This is a genomic window from Caulobacter sp. GW821-FHT10E02 (assembly GCF_059415225.1).
Map to the genome: position 1 here is coordinate 1,816,782 of NZ_JBWKMV010000001.1, position 15,828 is coordinate 1,832,609.

The following is a 15,828-nucleotide window of genomic DNA, read 5'->3' on the forward strand; positions in this document are numbered from 1 at the left end:
CCGAAGGAAATGGTCGGAGCGACAGGATTCGAACCTGCGACCCCTTGACCCCCAGTCAAGTGCGCTACCAGGCTGCGCCACGCTCCGACGGAAGAGGCGCTCTTATAGGCGCCGCTCCCCCGTTGGGCAACAGCGATTTCGGACGAAATTCAGCCTCTCACCAACAGACCGTCGAGACGCGATTTGATGGCCGTCAGGTCGTCCAGCGCAAAGGCCAGCCGATCGCGCGCGCCGGTGTCCAGGCGCTTGGCCGGGACCTCGGGGACGTCGTAGTCGAAATTGGGATCCAGGCTGGCCGAACCATTCGAGCCAATGCCCGCGGCGACCACCTGGGCCAGGCCATGGTCGCGGTGCAGCTTCTGCACGCCCTTGATGGTCAGGCCTTCGCTATGCAGCAGGGTGCGGACGCCGTTCAGCACCGCCACGTCCTGCGGGCGATAGAAGCGCCGGCCGCCGGCCCGTTTCATCGGGCGGATGAAGGAGAACTTGGTTTCCCAGAAACGCAGGACGTGCTGCGGCACGCCCAGCTCGTCGGCGGCTTCGGAAATCGTGCGGAAGGCGTTGGGCCCCTTCGCCACCGCATCGACTCCTAGTCGCCGAGGGCGCGATCGATTCGCGCCTTCATGACTTGAGAGGCGCGGAAGCCGATCACCCGACGGGGCTCGATCTCCGCCGGCTCGCCGGTCTTGGGGTTACGCCCCATGCGGGCGCGCTTGGCGCGAACCTGGAAGACGCCGAATCCGGAAAGCTTGACCGTCTCGCCCTCTTCGAGCGCCTCGGCCACGAGATCCAGAGTGCGCTCGACCAGGCCGGCGCAGTCCTGACGGGTCAGTCCGACCTCTTCGTGGACCGCCTCGCACAGGTCGGCCCGGGTCAAAGTAGCGCCCTTCATGCAACCCCCTTCACGCGTATCTTGGCGGTCGAACAGACCACCTCCGATGGAGCACTCGCGGCGAACCTGGGTCTGCCGCGACCGCCCTCAACGGACCGCGCCCAAATTCACCGACGACCTCATGCCGTGATTACCGCATGAAGTCAAAGGCTCAACGTCAGGAGTTCAAGCCCTGACGCAGGGATTGCGCAGCTCTGCCTTTACAGGCGCAGCAGGCAGGCGCCCCAGGTCAGGCCGCCGCCCATGGCTTCCAGCAGCAGCAGGTCGCCCTTCTTGATTCGACCGTCCTTCACGCCGTGCGCGAAGGCCAGCGGGATCGAGGCGGCCGAGGTGTTGGCGTGGATGGCGACCGTGGAGATCACCTTCTCCTCGTCGATGCCGCAACGGTGGGCCACGCCGGCCAGGATGCGCTGGTTGGCCTGGTGCGGGATGAACCAGTCGACATCGGGCACGGTGACGCCGGCCTTGGCGGCGGCGGCGTGGATCGCCTCGGAGATGTTGACCACGGCGTGCTTGAAGACCTGGTTGCCCAGCATCCGCAGCTTGCCGACCGTGCCGGTGGTGGACGGGCCGCCGTCGACGAACAGCAGGTCCTGCTTGGTGCCGTCAGCGCGCAGGGCGAAGCTCAGCATGCCCTGATCGGCCGTGGTCCCCTCGCCTTCCTTCGGCTCCAGCACGACCGCGCCGGCGCCGTCGCCGAACAGCACGCAGGTGCCGCGGTCGCTCCAGTCCATCAGGCGGGTCATGGTCTCGGCGCCGATCACCAGCGCGCACTTGGCGTGGCCGCGCGCGACGAAGCCGTCGGCGACCGAAAGGGCGTAGACGAAGCCCGAGCAGACGGCCTGGACGTCGAAGGCGATGCCGATCGGCGCGCCCAGCTTGCGCTGGACGATGGTGGCCACGGCCGGGAAGGTCAGGTCGGCCGTGGTGGTGGCCACGATGATCAGGTCGACATCGGCGGCGGTCTTGCCGGCGGCCTCAAGCGCCTCCTTGGCGGCCTCGACGGCCAGGTCCGAGACCGGCTGGTCGTCGGCGGCCTGGTGGCGCTGGCGGATGCCCGTGCGCTCGACGATCCATGCGTCGCTGGTGTCGACGAACTTGGCCAGGTCGTCATTGGTCACGACCTTCGGCGGCAGGTACGCGCCGACGCCGGTCACTGCACTGCGAACTACGCTCACTCGGCCGCTCCCTGCCCCTGATCCGGGACTTCGCTCTTGGCCGCCACAGCGGTCAGACGCTTCAGATTTCTGTCGATCTCGGCGCGGAAGTCGCTGCGCGCGAGGTTGGTGGCGACCCGGATGGCCGAGTCGAAGCCGTTGGCGTCGGCGCCGCCGTGGCTTTTCACCACGATGCCGTTCAGGCCCAGCAGCGGCGCGCCGTTCACCCGGCTCGGGTCCAGCCGCTTGCGCATCTTGGAGAGCGCGCCCGAGGCGATCACCGCGCCCAGCATGGCCAGCGGACCCGAGGTCAGGGTCGACTTGATCTCGTTGGTGAAGAACCGCGCCAGGCCCTCGGCCGTCTTCAGGGCGACATTGCCGGTGAAGCCGTCGGTGACGACCACGTCCACGGTGCCGTAGGCGATGTCGTTGCCCTCGACGAAGCCGTGATAGTCGAAGTCCAGCGTGGTCTCGCGCAGGATGGCGTGGGCTTCACGCACCTCCTCGTGGCCCTTCTGGTCCTCGGAGCCGACGTTCAGCAGGCCCACCGTCGGACGCTTGGCCCCGTGCACGGCGTGGTGGTAGGCCGCGCCCATGATGGCGAACTCGACCAACTGGGCCGCGTCGCTCTCGACATTGGCACCGACGTCCAGGACCGTGGTCACGCCCTTCATGTTGGGCCAGTTGGCGACAATGGCCGGACGCTCCAGGTCCGCGCCCATGCGCAGGATCAGCTTGGAGATGGCCATCAGGGCGCCGGTGTTGCCGGCCGAGACGCAGGCCTGGGCCTCGTTCTCGCGCAGGGCCTCGATGGCGTTCCACATCGACGAGCCCTTGCCCCGGCGCATGGCCTGGGCGGGCTTTTCGTCCATGCCGATGGCCTTGTCGGTGTGGCGGACCTCGCTGACAGCCTTGGCCGCCGGGTGCTTGGCCAGCTCGGCCTCGATCTTCGCGCCGTCGCCATGCAGCAGGAACCGCACTCCAGGAAGGCTCTTGGCCGCCTGAGCGACGCCGGGCACGACGATGGAGGGGCCGTGGTCGCCGCCCATGGCGTCGACGGAGATGACTACGGATTGGGACACTTGGCGCTGAGAGCTCCGGCAGGCGGCCCGACCGCCCTCAAGGCGGCGGACGATACATCCGCGTGAATATCACGCAAGCGGTCGAGTCGGGCGGTTTAGCCCTCGTCGTCCTTCGTTTTCAGGCCCTTCAGCGCCGCGAACGGGGAAAGTTCGACCGGCTCGGGCGGCTGCACGAACACCGCGCCCGGCTTGCGGGGGAACGGGTCCAGCTCCAGGGCCAGATGCTCGATCACATAGCCCGAGACGTCGATCTTCTCGCCTTCCAGCACATCCGGCGGATCGTCGGCGTCCGGATCGACGCCTAGGTCGCCGCTCTCCTCGCCCTGCGGCGCGTTCTTGCTGTCGGCCGGCAGCACCCGCAGGTCGAAGCGCGCGTCGATCGGCGTCTCGAAATCGTCGGCGGTGGCGCTGCAGGTCTGGACCACGCGGGCGCGCAGCACGCCGGAGACCTCGGCGCCGTCCAGCCACGAGGTCAGGAACACCTCGGCGCTGAGTTCTTCCAGGCTGACCAGGTCCAACTGCTTGGCGATGGCCTTGCGCTGCTCGGCGGTCGGCTCCAGGCGCAGCTTGACGGCGCCACGGTCGACCTGGGCCAGCGGGATTTCACACGGCCAGGGGGCGGTCACGGGTTCGGCCACGTCACGTCTCCTTGCAGCAGGGCCTCCAGCGACTGTTCCGCCAGGGCCTCGCGCGTCTTGATCACATAGGCGGCCAGAGCGGCCACATCACCCTCGCCGCGCTCCTCGAACGCGGTGCGGGCCAGGAACTCGGTCACGCCGGCCGTTTCCGGCAGGGTCGCGACGGCTTCGTCATAGGCCTTCAGGCGGCCGTAGAAGGCGCCCGCCAGCTTCTTCATCTTCTTGCCGACCGCGGTGTCGGACACGCCGATCTCGCGGAAAGCGTCGTCCAGGCCCTTCACATACGAGTCGAAAACGGCCTGCGAGGTCTCGGCCGCCGCATCGCCCTGCCCCTTCAGTCGCTCGATCAGGAGGATCACGTGCAGGCTGAACAGCTCGAAGCGACCTTCCAGCGAGTCGCGGACGCCGAAGTCGCGATAAAAGGCCGCGGAACGGGCCTGGGCCACCGCGCCAGCATACAGCTTGGCCCCCGCCGCCTTGGCGGGCCTGGGCTTGAGCCACCTGTCCAGAAACATGAAACGCCTCGATTTCGCCGCGACATCCCGCTAGACGCGGGGTCCGCTTTCACGCGGGCATTGAACTAAGCTCCCGCGGGCGATAGGTCAAAGTCTGCATTTTTCCGGTTCGGAGCCTTGATGTCTCGCCCCGCCGTTTTCGCCGCCGCCATTCTGGGCCTGGCGATCGCCACGTCCGCCTGCACGCCGCTGACCAGCTACTCCGGCTTTCAGGCGATCGAGGCCAAGCCCGCCGACATGAAGGTGGGCGACGACAGCAAGTCCACCCTGATGGAAAAGCTGGGTTCGCCGTCGGCGGTTTCGACCTTCGACAACAACACCTGGTACTACATCTCGCAGACGACCGACCGCGTGGCCTTCTACATGCCGCGCGTGATCAAGCGCGATGTCGTGGCCATCAAGTTCAACCCGGCCGACGAAAAGGTCGCCTCGGTGAACACCTACACGCTGAAGGACGGCAAGGTCATCGCCTACAACGGCCGTGAGACCCCGACCCGCGGCCGCGAGATGACCATCCTCGAGCAGTTGCTCGGCAACGTTGGCCGTGGCGGCATGCTCCCGCAGGACGACGAGGCTCCGGGCCAGCGTCCGGGCGGTCGCTAGACCCAAAGCGGCCTTCGGGCCAAAGTCGACAACTCGACAGATTAGAAAAGCCGTCCACCGCGAGGTGGGCGGCTTTTTCGCGCGCGGGTTACGCCAGGGAACACAGCACCACTCTGGCGCGGCGAGTAAATCTTGTCGATTTACTCTGAATGCGAAATTCACCGTCTTAAATGCGGCGGTATACCATCCGCTAAACACTTCATAAACCCGAATTGGGTCACGTTCGACTCAAGCGATCCAAGTTATGTCGCGACGAATTCACGCAGCGGGGGAGACGCTAACGTGGAGGGCATGGACCTTCGTGACGTATCGGTGCTGCTGGTCGACGACAACGCCAACATGCGCAAGGTCGTCAGCCATATTCTGAAAGCGGCGGGTGTCCGTAAGGTCCGCGAGGCCGGCGACGGCCTGGACGCGCTCAAGATCTTTCAGTCGCAGGAAATCGACATCGTCTTCACCGACCTGATGATGTCGCCCGTCGACGGCCTGGCGTTCATCCGCTGGATCCGGACCTCGACCGCCAGCCCCAATCCCTATGTGCCGGTAATCATGATGACCGGCCACGCCACCCAGCGCACGCTGAACGACGCGCGCATGGCGGGCGTCACCGAGTTCCTGGCCAAGCCGCTGACGGCGCGCGGGGTCATGCACCGGATCAATGAGATCGTGAACAACCCCCGCCCCTTCGTGCGGGCCAGCGAGTATTTCGGCCCCTGCCGTCGCCGGCGGATCGATCACGAGTTCTCCGGCGTCGAACGCCGCGGCGCCCAGCCGACCCTGGTCATGGACGCCCTGGCCGAGATGGACCACGAGGACGTGTACTGAGCGCGCCTCAGTCCCCGAAAACAAACGTCCTCAAAGCAGAACGCCCCGGAGTTTCCTCCGGGGCGTTCCCGTTTCAGGCTTATCCCGAAGGATCAGCCGTGGGCCAGCACCGCCAACAGCAGCAGGGCCACGATGTTGGTGATCTTGATCATCGGGTTCACGGCCGGACCCGAGGTGTCCTTGTAGGGGTCGCCGACAGTGTCGCCGGTGACGGCGGCCTTATGGGTGTCGCCGCCCTTGGTGTGCAGGACGCCGTTCTTGTCGGTGAAGCCCTCTTCAATGACCTTCTTGGCGTTGTCCCAGGCGCCGCCGCCGCTGGTCATCGAGATGGCGACGAACAGACCGGTGACGATCACGCCCATCAGCATAGCGCCCAGCGAGGCGAACGCGTCGACCTTGCCGGCGATGGCCTTGATCACGAAGAACAGCACCACCGGGGAGACGACCGGCAGCAGGCTGGGCACGATCATCTCGCGGATGGCGGCCTTGGTCAGGATGTCCACGGCTTTGCCGTACTCGGGCTTGACCTCGCCGGTCATGATGCCCGGGTTCTCGCGGAACTGACGACGCACCTCGGCGACGACCGACTCGGCTGCGCGGCCGACGGCGGTCATGGACAGGCCGCCGAACAGGAACGGCAGCAGGCCGCCGAACAGCAGGCCGACCACGACATAGGGGTTCGACAGGTCGAAGGTCACCGGCCCCATGCCGTCGAAGAAGCTGCCCGCCTCGGCGTGAGCCGAGAAGAACTTCAGGTCCTCGGTATAGGCGGCGAACAGCACCAGGGCGCCCAGGCCGGCCGAACCGATGGCGTAGCCCTTGGTGACGGCCTTGGTGGTGTTGCCCACGGCGTCCAGGGCGTCGGTGGTGACGCGGACTTCCGGCGGCAGGCCCGCCATCTCGGCGATGCCGCCAGCGTTGTCGGTGACCGGGCCGAAGGCGTCCAGGGCGACGATGAAGCCGGCCAGCGACAGCATGGTCGTGGTGGCGATAGCGATGCCGAACAGGCCCGCCAGATTATAGGTCACCACGATGCCGACGATGATGGTCAGGGCCGGCAGGGCCGTGGATTCCAGCGACATGGCCAGGCCCTGGATCACGTTCGTGCCGTGACCCGAGACCGACGCCTGAGCCACCGACTTCACCGGACGGTAGTTGGTGCCGGTGTAGTACTCGGTGATCACCACGATCGCGGCGGTCACGGCCAGGCCGACCAGACCGCAATAGAACAGGCTGTCGGCGTCGAAGGTCTTTTCGGTGGGCGTGCCCAGGCCGACGGTGACGGCGGCCGGCACCAGTTGGTGGATCACGTACCAGACGACCGGGATCGACAGCACGCCGGTGACGATCAGGCCCTGATAGAGGGCGCCCATGATGTTCTGGCTCTTGCCCAGACGCACGGCGAACGAGCCGATGATCGAGGTCACGATACAGACCGCGCAGATGGCCAGCGGCAGCAGCATCATCGACGACACCGCTTCGGAGCCGCGGAAGAAGATCGCCGCCAGGACCATGGTGGCGACCGTGGTCACCGCGTAGGTCTCGAACAGGTCGGCGGCCATGCCGGCGCAGTCGCCGACATTGTCGCCGACATTGTCGGCGATGGTGGCCGCGTTGCGGGGGTCATCTTCCGGGATGCCGGCTTCCACCTTGCCCACCAGGTCGCCGCCAACGTCGGCGCCCTTGGTGAAGATGCCGCCGCCCAGACGGGCGAAGATCGAGATCAGCGAGGCGCCGAAGCCCAGGGCCACCAGCGAGTCCACGACCACGCGGTCGGTGCCGCCGTGGCCGCTCGACAGCAGCAGGGCGTAGTAGCCCGCCACGCCGATCAGGGCGAAGCCGGCCACCAGCATGCCGGTGACGGCGCCGGAGGTGAAGGCCATCGACAGGCCCTTGGCCAGGCTCTCCGACGAGGCCTGGGCCGTGCGGACGTTGGCGCGGACCGAGATCAGCATGCCCGCGAAGCCGGCCGCGCCCGAGAGGATCGCGCCCAGGGCGAAGCCGACCGGCTGCTCCCAGGATTTGAAGAAGAACGCCAGAGCGGCGATCACCACCACGCCGACGATGCCGATCGTCGTGTACTGGCGGTTCAGATAGGCCTGGGCCCCTTCCTGGATCGCCGCGGCGATCTCCTGCATTCGTGCATTGCCGGGCGACGCCCGCATCAGACTTGCCGTCTGCACGGCGCCGTACAGCACCGCCAGCAGCCCGGCCCCGATGGCCAGATAAAGCCAAAGACTCATTAGGTTCTTCGCCCCTTCGCGCTTCCAATCACGAGGGGGATGCCGGTCCGGCGGCTGGAGGCCCAACGAGCGCTAAACAAGACGCACGTCAAACCGCCGCCCGGATCGACGGGCGGGCCTTTGGCCTCGTGCCCCCTCGATGCTCCCAAAATGACAACCGAACGGCGTCATCCCAAAGAGACTGTCAGATGGTCGGGGGGCGCGCAACCCGTGTCGGCGCAAGCCTTTGCCGGGGCAGAGCCTGGCTCGGCGGGTGGAATCAGGGGTGGAGATCGCCCTGGCTGGCAGGCTTGGCGGCGCCCGGCTTGGGCGGCATCAGCTGCTGGCGGGGGATCTGCTTGACGATCTCGACCGAGGCGACCTTGCCCTTGCCCATCAGCACCGCGCACTGGCTCATGACGAAGCTGGTCAGGCGCGGCCCGTCGACTTCCTTCCAGCTATCGGCGCGGGTGAAGGGGGTCTTGTAGGCCGCCCGCACGATGGCGTCGCGCAGCATCGGCTCCTGGTCCTTCAGCGCCGCGGCGTCGGCGCCCTCGGTCAGCTTCAGGGTCATGGCGACGAAGACGTAGTTGACGATCCGGCCGTTGGCGATGATCGGGATGGTCATCGACCCCAGCTTGTAGGTCGGGTCCAGCGCCTGGCCCTCGCCTTCCTTTTTCTTGGGACCGCTGGCCAGGGCGGGACCGGCCACCAGGGTGAAGGCGGCGGCGAGCAGGAGACGGCGCGAGGGCGTGACGAAGCGGGTCATGGGCCTTTCCCATAACCGACAGGCCTTGAGATTAACCTAACTAGCCGTGCAGCCAGCCCAGGCGCGAGGGCGTGACGTCGCGGCCCTTGTAGTAGGCCGAGACCCCCTCGCCTTCCACGAACTCGCCGATCTCGCTGACCTTGACGCCAGCGGCGGCGGCGGCCACCCGGAAGGCCCAGGCCTCGTTCGGATCGACGGCGCAGACGATCTCGTAGTCGTCGCCGCCGGAGGCCAGGGAGATGCGGCCCTCGACCTGCTCGGGCTGCTGGTCCAGCCAGGCCTGGCCGCCGGGCGACAACGGCAGGCGCTCCAGGTCGACCCGCACGCGGCAGCCGCTGGCCTTGGCGATGTGGGCGCTGTCGGCCAGCAGACCGTCGGAGACGTCGGCGGCGGCCTTGGCGTGCAGGCGCATGGCGTCGCGCAGGGTGACGCGCGGCTCGGGCTGGCGATAGCGGCGCAGCATGGCGCCGTCGACGTCCATCACCTCGCCCCACTGGGCCAGCAGGCCCAGCCAGCCATCGCCGATCGTGCCGGAGACCATCAGCCGGTCGCCCGGCTTTGCCCCGCGCCGCAGGACCGCGCCGCCTTCGGGGACCCAGCCCAGCAGGGTCGCCGAGACGACCAGCGGGCCGGAGGTGGTGACCGTGTCCCCGCCCAGCAGCGACATGTCGAACAAGGCTCCATCCTCGGCCAGGCCGCGGGCGAAGATCTCGCGCGAGGTGACGTCGGAGCCCGAGGGCCAGCCGACGGCCAGGAAATAGCCGTAGGGCTCGGCCGCCTTGGCCGCGAGGTCGGAAAGATTGGTGCGCAGCAGCTTGCGGGCGACGACGTCCAGGGCCTCGTCGGCCAGGAAGTGCACGCCGGCGACCATGGCGTCCTTGGTGATCACCAGGTCGTAGCCCGGACGCGAGGGCAGCACGGCCGCGTCGTCCAGCAGGTCCAGCGCGACGGGATCGCCGCGCGTCAGCGGGCGCAGCAGGCGCGCGATGTGGTCGAATTCAGTCGGGGCCGCGTCCGCCGCGGCAGGCGCGGCGGCGTCGTCTTCGGCGAACCAGTCGTCTTCGTCAGTCTCGTGCATCACGGGCGATCGCGTCGAGGGCGCCATTGATGAAGCCTGACTCGGGACCTTCAAAAAAGGATTTAGCGATCTCGACGTACTCGTTGATGACGACTTCGGTCGGAACGTCCGGTCGGAACATCAATTCGTAGGCGCCGGCGCGCAGCACGGCGCGGGCCGTGGCGTCCAGGCGCTCCAGGCGCCAGCCCGAGGCCAGGCGCTTGACGATGCCCTGGTCGACCTTGGCCTGGTTGTCGACGACACCCTTGGCCAGCTCGGCGAAGAACTTCTCGTCGGCGGCGGCCAGGCGCTCGCCCTCGACGTCGCGGTCGAAGCGGTGCTCGCCGAACTCGCGGACCACCGAATCGACGCCCGCGCCCGAGACTTCCATCTGGTACAGGGCCTGGACGGCGGCGAGACGCGCCACCGAGCGCGGTTGGATGCGGTTGCCGCTCATCGGGCCTGTCCCAGCAGTTGACGCTTCAGGGCGATGGTCTCAAGGCACGCCTTGGCGGCCGCGCCGCCACGATCGCCTTCGCTGACCCGCGCGCGGGTGAAGGCCTGGGCCTCGTCGTCGACGGCCAGCACGCCGAAGCCGATCGCCAGGCGCTTGCCGATGCCCAGGTCCTGCAGACCCCGGGCGGTTTCGTTGGCGGTCAGCTCGAAATGATAGGTTTCGCCGCGGATGATCGTGCCCAGCGCGACATAGCCGTCGTAGCGCACGCCCACGGGGCGGTGGCCGGCTTCCTCGGCGATGGCGATGGCGGTCGGGATCTGCAGGGCGCTGGAGACCGTGATCACGTCGTACTCGGCGCCCTGGGCCTCGATGGCCTGGGCGGCTCCGCGCAGCAGTTCGTCGGAGATCCCCGAATGGCTTCGGCTCTCCACGACCAGCAGGCGGATGTTGTCTTCAACCATCTAGCTTCGAATCTCCACGGCCGCGCTTGCCGCGCGCGTACAAACACACATCAGGGATTAACGGACTATAGCTCTTCTTCGACGCCGTCGCTCAGACCTTCTTCGGTCAGGAACTTGGCGAAGTCGCTGGTTTCCTTGAAATCGCGATAGACCGAGGCGTAGCGGACATAGGCCACGTCATCGAGCGATTTCAACGCCTTCATGACCATTTCGCCGACCGCTGAGGACGGCAGCTCGGTCTCGCCCATGCTTTCCAGCTGCCGGACGATGCCGTTGATCATCCGTTCGATCCGCTCGGCCTCGACGGGTCTTTTCTGGGTGGCCAGGGCGATCGACCGCACAAGCTTGTCGCGATCGAACGGCGAACGCCGGCCCGAACGCTTCAGGATGATCAGCTCGCGCAGCTGCACCCGCTCGAACGTGGTGAAGCGGCCGCCGCACTCCGGGCACATGCGGCGACGGCGGATAGCCGCGCCGTCTTCCGACGGGCGGCTATCTTTAACCTGACTTTCGGCATGACCGCAGAACGGACACCTCATGGTCGCATTCCGCTTCCGCCGAACAACTTCACTAGATCAAATGGTATTTCGCTATTAACGCCGAGTCTGCTGATCAATCTGGCGTTGAATATCTTGAGATCGTTGGAACTCGATATCCGCCTGACGCTTACGCTCCGCTTCCTCTCGGCGGCGTTGTTCATAGTCATCGTCGCCTTTACGCTGGCCACCACCAAATAGATCGTCAAGAAAACCCATTGGAGAGCTCCTCTTTTTCACACGTAAAAGGGGAGCATGGACTTGGATTTTCGTCAAGGAACCTATGCTAACTAGTTGTAGATCGGGAAGCGAGCCGTCAAGGCCAGCACTTCCTCGCGGACCTTGGCCTCGACCTCGGCATTGCCGTCCGCGCCATTGGCGGCCAGGCCGTTGACGACCTCGCCGATCAGTTCGCCGACGCGGGTGAACTCGGCTTCCTTGAAACCGCGCGTCGTGCCGGCCGGCGTGCCCAGGCGGATGCCCGAGGTGATCGTGAACGGCGCGGTGTCGAACGGCACGCCGTTCTTGTTGCAGGTCATGTGGGCGCGCTCGAGGCTGTGCTCGGTGTCGCGGCCGGTCACGCCCTTGGGGCGCAGGTCGACCAGCATCAGGTGGCTGTCGGTGCCGCCCGAGACGATGTTGACGCCCGACTTCAGCAGAGCTTCCGACAGCGCCTTGGCGTTGGCGATGATCTGAGCCGCGTAATCCTTGAAGGCCGGCTGCAGCGCTTCACCGAAGGCCACGGCCTTGGCGGCGATGACATGCTCCAGCGGACCGCCTTGCAAGCCCGGGAAGACGGCCGAATTGACCTTCTTGATGATCGCCTCGTCGTTGGTCAGCACCATGCCGCCGCGCGGACCGCGCAGGGTCTTGTGGGTGGTGGTGGTGACGACGTGGGCGTGCGGCACCGGGTTCGGGAACACGCCGCCGGCCACCAGGCCCGCGAAGTGGGCCATGTCGACCATCAGATAGGCCCCGACGCTGTCGGCGATCTGGCGGAAGCGGGCGAAGTCGATCTCGCGGCTATAGGCGCTGCCGCCGGCGATGATCAGCTTGGGCTTCTCGCGCTCGGCCACCTCGGCGACGTTGTCGTAGTCGATCAGCTGGTCCTGCTGGCGCACGGTGTAGGACACCGGCTTGAACCACTTGCCCGACTGGTTGGCGGGCGAGCCGTGGGTCAGGTGACCGCCAGCGGCCAGGTCCATGCCCATGAAGGTGTCGCCCGGCTGCAGCAGCGACATGAACACCGACTGGTTGGCCTGCGAGCCCGAGTGCGGCTGGACGTTGGCGAAGCCGGCGCCGAACAGTTGCTTGGCGCGTTCGATGGCGATGGTCTCGATCTCGTCGACCCATTCGCAGCCGCCGTAGTAGCGCTTGCCCGGATAGCCTTCGGCGTACTTGTTGGTCAGGATCGAGCCCTGGGCCTCCAGCACCGCCTTCGAGACGATGTTCTCCGAGGCGATCAGCTCGATCTGGTTCTGCTGACGGTCCAGCTCGCGACCGATGCGGTCGAAGATGTCCTTGTCCGCGGTGGCGAGGTCCGCGCCGAAGAAGGCGCTCGTGTTGGCTTGGGTCATTTCGCTCTCCGGGCGTTTGGGGGAGTCGGCAGAGGCGCCCTCTTTAACGGGTAAGGCGCGGTGATCAATCTCGGAACCACATGTCGCGTTGTGCGTTGCCGTCCTGCAGGGCGGTGCTCAACCCCTGCGAAGTTCGAACGACAACAACGGGAATGGGGTATCTCATGGCGTCTCACGGCGGCGGCACGGAAACGGCGAATGACAACAACGTCGATATCCTGGGGCTCAGCGCCGAGATCGTGGCGGCCTATGTAGGCCAGAACACAGTCTCCCAGACGGCCATACCGGATCTGATCCGGACGGTTCACCAGGCGCTGTCGGCGCTCGGCAATGGCGGCGAAGCGCCCCAGCCGGTCGAGAAGGCCAAGCCGGCCGTGCCGATCGGCCGTTCGGTGCAACACGATTTCATCGTCTGCCTGGAAGACGGCAAGAAGCTGAAGATGCTCAAGCGCTACCTGCGCTCGCACTACGACATGAGCCCCGAGGAATATCGCCGCAAATGGGGTCTGCCGCCGGACTATCCGATGGTGGCGCCGGCCTATGCGGCCCGCCGCTCGGACTTCGCCAAGAAGATCGGCCTGGGCAAGGGCGTGCGGCGCGGCAGCTGACCCGCCGACGCCTTTCAGGCACGCGAACGCCGCCGGACTCCGGCGGCGTTTTTCGTTTCGACGATGTGCGGTTCGGTCGAAGTTGAAGTTCTGATCGTTCCTTAGGCCGCGTGACCGCCCATGCGGGCGACGTTGCAGTGGGCCCACAGCTTTTCCATCGAGGCGACCAGCTTGCGCATCATGTCGTCCGAGTGGAACGGGGTCGGGGTGAAGCGCAGGCGCTCGGTGCCGCGCGGCACGGTCGGATAGTTGATCGGCTGCACATAGACGCCGTGATCGGCCAGCAGCATGTCGCTGATCATCTTGGTGTGGACGGGGTCGCCGACCAGCACCGGGACGATGTGGCTTTCGTTTTCCATGACCGGCAGGCCGGCGGCCTTGAACATGGCCTTCAGGGTCGCGGCGCGCTCCTGATGGATCTCGCGCACTTCCGGATGCTGCTTCAGCCAGCGGACGCTGGCCAGGGCCCCGGCCACCAGGGCGGGCGGCAGCGACGTGGTGAAGATGAAGCCGGCGGCCATCAGGCGGATGGCGTCGATCACTTCGGCGTCGCCGGTGATGTAGCCGCCCATGACGCCGAACGCCTTGCCCAGCGTGCCCTCGATGATGTCGATCTGGTCCATCAGGCCTTCGCGCTCGGCGACGCCGCCGCCGCGTGGGCCGTACATGCCGACCGCGTGGACCTCGTCCAGATAGGTCATGGCCCCGTACTTCTTTGCCAGGGCGATGGTGCCGGCGATATCGGAGATGTCGCCGTCCATCGAATAGACGCTCTCGAACGCGATCATCTTGGGCGCGTCGGCCGGGGCGGCCGCCAGCAGCTCTTCAAGATGCTCAAGATCGTTGTGACGGAACACCTTGCGCGGACCGCCGCCGTTGCGGATGCCGGCGATCATCGAGGCGTGGTTCAGCTCGTCCGAGAAGATGATCAGGCCGGGCAGGATCTTCTGCACCACCGACAGGCTGGCTTCGTTCGAGACATAGCCCGAGGTGAACAGCAGCGCGCCTTCCTTGCCGTGCAGGTCGGCCAGCTCGGCCTCCAGCAGGACGTGGTCGTGATTGGTGCCCGAGATGTTGCGGGTGCCGCCCGAGCCCGAGCCGTGCTGATCGACGGCGGCCTTCATGGCGTCGAGAACCACCGGGTTCTGGCCCTGGCCGAGATAGTCGTTGCTGCACCAGACCACGACTTCGCCTTCCGAGCCGTCCTGGCGGGTCCAGGTGGCGCGCGGAAACTGCCCACGCTGTCGCTTCAGGTCGGCGAAGACCCGGTAGCGGCCCTCCTGACGGATCTGGTCGACGGCGCTGCGGAACGCGGCTTTGTAGTCCATGTCGGTCTCTAAACCGCCGGCCAGGTGAGCCAGAGGTCCCCTTTATTCACGGCTCGGCTTTTCGCACCAAGCGCCGTTAGTGTCCATCTACGGACGTTTACCTACAAATTGAATTGCGCGATTGGCCGCATCGATTTCGTCAATGAACACCCTCGCGAAGGCGGCGTCTTGGACGATTCAGGTAAGCTGCGCCAGCTTTCCGCGCAGTAACTCGATCACGGCCGAGAAGTCCTTGCTCCCGAAGCCGTTGGCGTCGAACAACGCGTAGAGCGCCTCGGCCTGCGCGCCCATCGGCGTGCTGGCGCCGGCCTTGGCGGCGGCTTCCTGGGCCAGTTTCAGGTCCTTCAGCATCATGGCCGAGGCGAAACCGCCCTCGTATTGGCGGTCGGCCGGCGTCTGCGGACCCACGCCCGGGACCGGGCAATAGCTGGTCACCGACCAGCACTGGCCCGACGACTTGCTGGCGATCTCGAAAAAGCGGTCGGCGCCCAGGCCCAGCTTCTCGGCCAGGGCGAAGGCCTCGCAGGTGCCCAGCATCGACACGCCCAGCAGCATGTTGTTGCAGATCTTGGCCGCCTGCCCCGCCCCGTGGTCGCCGGCGTGGATGGTCACGCGCGACATCGGGGCCAAGGCCGCCTCGATGGCCGGGAAGTCGACCGCCGCGCAGCCGACCATGAAGGCCAGGGTCCCGGCCTCGGCGGCCATGATGCCGCCCGACACCGGCGCGTCGGCGAAGCGGAAGCCCGCCTCGGCCGCCTGCCCGGCCACGGCGCGGGCGCTCTCGACGTCGATGGTCGAGCAGTCGATCAACAGGGCCGTCTTCGGCGCGCTCTTGAGAATCTGCTCGCCATAGACAGACCGGACGTGCGGACCGGCCGGCAGCATGGTGATCACCACCTCGGCGTCGGCCACGGCCTCGGCGACGGAAGCCGCCGCCTGGCAACCCGCCGCCACCGCTCGCTCGACCGCCTGCGCCGACAGGTCGAAGGCGCGGACGGTGTTACCGACCTTGGCCTGGTTCGCGGCCATGCCGCCGCCCATGTTGCCCAGGCCGATGAAGGCGATGCTGGTCATCGTGAAGCTCCCTGCAAATGCGAACCG

Annotated in this window: 19 protein-coding genes and 1 tRNA gene; 3 read left to right on the forward strand and 17 right to left on the reverse strand. The window is 66.7% G+C overall.

The features are described 5' to 3' along the window. Positions 1-10: 10 nt before the first annotated feature. The 7 genes from AC07NI_RS08010 to AC07NI_RS08040 form a co-directional block, all read right to left on the reverse strand. Positions 11-87 (reverse strand) — tRNA-Pro (locus AC07NI_RS08010). 62 nt (positions 88-149) lie between these two features. Further along, positions 150-578 (reverse strand): MerR family transcriptional regulator, encoded by a 429-nt coding sequence (locus tag AC07NI_RS08015; RefSeq protein ID WP_494617678.1) that lies wholly within the window; start codon positions 576-578, stop codon positions 150-152. 11 nt (positions 579-589) lie between these two features. Beyond that, the gene (locus AC07NI_RS08020; RefSeq protein ID WP_099578878.1) at positions 590-892 is read right to left on the reverse strand and encodes an integration host factor subunit alpha; all 303 of its coding nucleotides are present in this window, start codon (positions 890-892) and stop codon (positions 590-592) included. A gap of 200 nt (positions 893-1,092) precedes the next feature. Then, positions 1,093-2,070, reverse strand: a complete 978-nt coding sequence (locus tag AC07NI_RS08025) for a beta-ketoacyl-ACP synthase III (RefSeq protein ID WP_494617679.1) — start codon at positions 2,068-2,070, stop codon at positions 1,093-1,095. Further along, on the reverse strand, positions 2,067-3,131 hold the full coding sequence (plsX, locus tag AC07NI_RS08030; RefSeq protein ID WP_494617680.1) for a phosphate acyltransferase PlsX: 1,065 nt from the start codon (positions 3,129-3,131) through the stop codon (positions 2,067-2,069). The genes AC07NI_RS08025 and plsX overlap by 4 nt, the downstream gene beginning before the upstream one ends. 95 nt (positions 3,132-3,226) lie before the next feature. Next, entirely contained in the window at positions 3,227-3,769 is a 543-nt protein-coding gene (locus AC07NI_RS08035; RefSeq protein ID WP_494617681.1) for a YceD family protein, read from the reverse strand. Continuing rightward, on the reverse strand, positions 3,754-4,284 hold the full coding sequence (locus AC07NI_RS08040) for a ubiquinol-cytochrome C chaperone family protein (protein ID WP_494617682.1): 531 nt from the start codon (positions 4,282-4,284) through the stop codon (positions 3,754-3,756). Before AC07NI_RS08040 ends, AC07NI_RS08035 begins: the two co-directional genes overlap by 16 nt. Before the next feature lie 120 nt (positions 4,285-4,404). Between AC07NI_RS08040 and AC07NI_RS08045 the strand changes: the two genes are divergently transcribed. Both AC07NI_RS08045 and AC07NI_RS08050 read left to right on the forward strand, forming a co-directional pair. Then, positions 4,405-4,887: an outer membrane protein assembly factor BamE gene (locus AC07NI_RS08045; RefSeq protein ID WP_494617683.1), complete on the forward strand. Its 483-nt coding sequence runs from the start codon at positions 4,405-4,407 to the stop codon at positions 4,885-4,887. Positions 4,888-5,169: 282 nt separating this feature from the next. After that, positions 5,170-5,712 (forward strand): response regulator, encoded by a 543-nt coding sequence (locus tag AC07NI_RS08050; RefSeq protein WP_494617684.1) that lies wholly within the window; start codon positions 5,170-5,172, stop codon positions 5,710-5,712. A gap of 92 nt (positions 5,713-5,804) precedes the next feature. Here the strand turns inward: AC07NI_RS08050 and AC07NI_RS08055 are convergent, their stop codons facing one another. The 8 genes from AC07NI_RS08055 to glyA all read right to left on the reverse strand — a co-directional run bounded on the left by AC07NI_RS08055 (position 5,805) and on the right by glyA (position 12,791). Beyond that, positions 5,805-7,955, reverse strand: coding sequence for a sodium-translocating pyrophosphatase (locus AC07NI_RS08055; protein WP_494617685.1), 2,151 nt, complete (start codon positions 7,953-7,955; stop codon positions 5,805-5,807). Positions 7,956-8,214: 259 nt separating this feature from the next. Continuing rightward, positions 8,215-8,703, reverse strand: coding sequence for a flagellar basal body-associated FliL family protein (locus AC07NI_RS08060; protein WP_494617686.1), 489 nt, complete (start codon positions 8,701-8,703; stop codon positions 8,215-8,217). A gap of 40 nt (positions 8,704-8,743) precedes the next feature. Further along, entirely contained in the window at positions 8,744-9,808 is a 1,065-nt protein-coding gene (gene thiL, locus AC07NI_RS08065; RefSeq protein WP_494617687.1) for a thiamine-phosphate kinase, read from the reverse strand. Beyond that, entirely contained in the window at positions 9,768-10,217 is a 450-nt protein-coding gene (nusB, locus tag AC07NI_RS08070; protein ID WP_494617688.1) for a transcription antitermination factor NusB, read from the reverse strand. The genes thiL and nusB overlap by 41 nt, the downstream gene beginning before the upstream one ends. Next, positions 10,214-10,678 (reverse strand): 6,7-dimethyl-8-ribityllumazine synthase, encoded by a 465-nt coding sequence (locus AC07NI_RS08075; protein ID WP_494617689.1) that lies wholly within the window; start codon positions 10,676-10,678, stop codon positions 10,214-10,216. Before AC07NI_RS08075 ends, nusB begins: the two co-directional genes overlap by 4 nt. Before the next feature lie 65 nt (positions 10,679-10,743). Next, a complete protein-coding gene (gene nrdR / locus AC07NI_RS08080) occupies positions 10,744-11,217 on the reverse strand; it encodes a transcriptional regulator NrdR (protein WP_494617690.1) in 474 nt (157 codons plus the stop codon). Between the two features lie 54 nt (positions 11,218-11,271). After that, positions 11,272-11,433 (reverse strand): hypothetical protein, encoded by a 162-nt coding sequence (locus AC07NI_RS08085; RefSeq protein ID WP_494617691.1) that lies wholly within the window; start codon positions 11,431-11,433, stop codon positions 11,272-11,274. Between the two features lie 71 nt (positions 11,434-11,504). After that, positions 11,505-12,791, reverse strand: a complete 1,287-nt coding sequence (gene glyA, locus AC07NI_RS08090) for a serine hydroxymethyltransferase (protein ID WP_494617692.1) — start codon at positions 12,789-12,791, stop codon at positions 11,505-11,507. Between the two features lie 164 nt (positions 12,792-12,955). Between glyA and AC07NI_RS08095 the strand changes: the two genes are divergently transcribed. Further along, positions 12,956-13,399 (forward strand): Ros/MucR family transcriptional regulator, encoded by a 444-nt coding sequence (locus AC07NI_RS08095; protein ID WP_494617693.1) that lies wholly within the window; start codon positions 12,956-12,958, stop codon positions 13,397-13,399. A gap of 101 nt (positions 13,400-13,500) precedes the next feature. On the opposite strand, the gene hemA is transcribed toward AC07NI_RS08095, so the two are convergent. Together hemA and mmsB are read right to left on the reverse strand one after the other, a co-directional pair. Then, positions 13,501-14,727 (reverse strand): 5-aminolevulinate synthase, encoded by a 1,227-nt coding sequence (gene hemA / locus AC07NI_RS08100; protein ID WP_494617694.1) that lies wholly within the window; start codon positions 14,725-14,727, stop codon positions 13,501-13,503. Positions 14,728-14,904: 177 nt separating this feature from the next. Next, positions 14,905-15,801 (reverse strand): 3-hydroxyisobutyrate dehydrogenase, encoded by an 897-nt coding sequence (mmsB, locus tag AC07NI_RS08105; RefSeq protein WP_494617695.1) that lies wholly within the window; start codon positions 15,799-15,801, stop codon positions 14,905-14,907. Positions 15,802-15,828 lie beyond the last annotated feature (27 nt).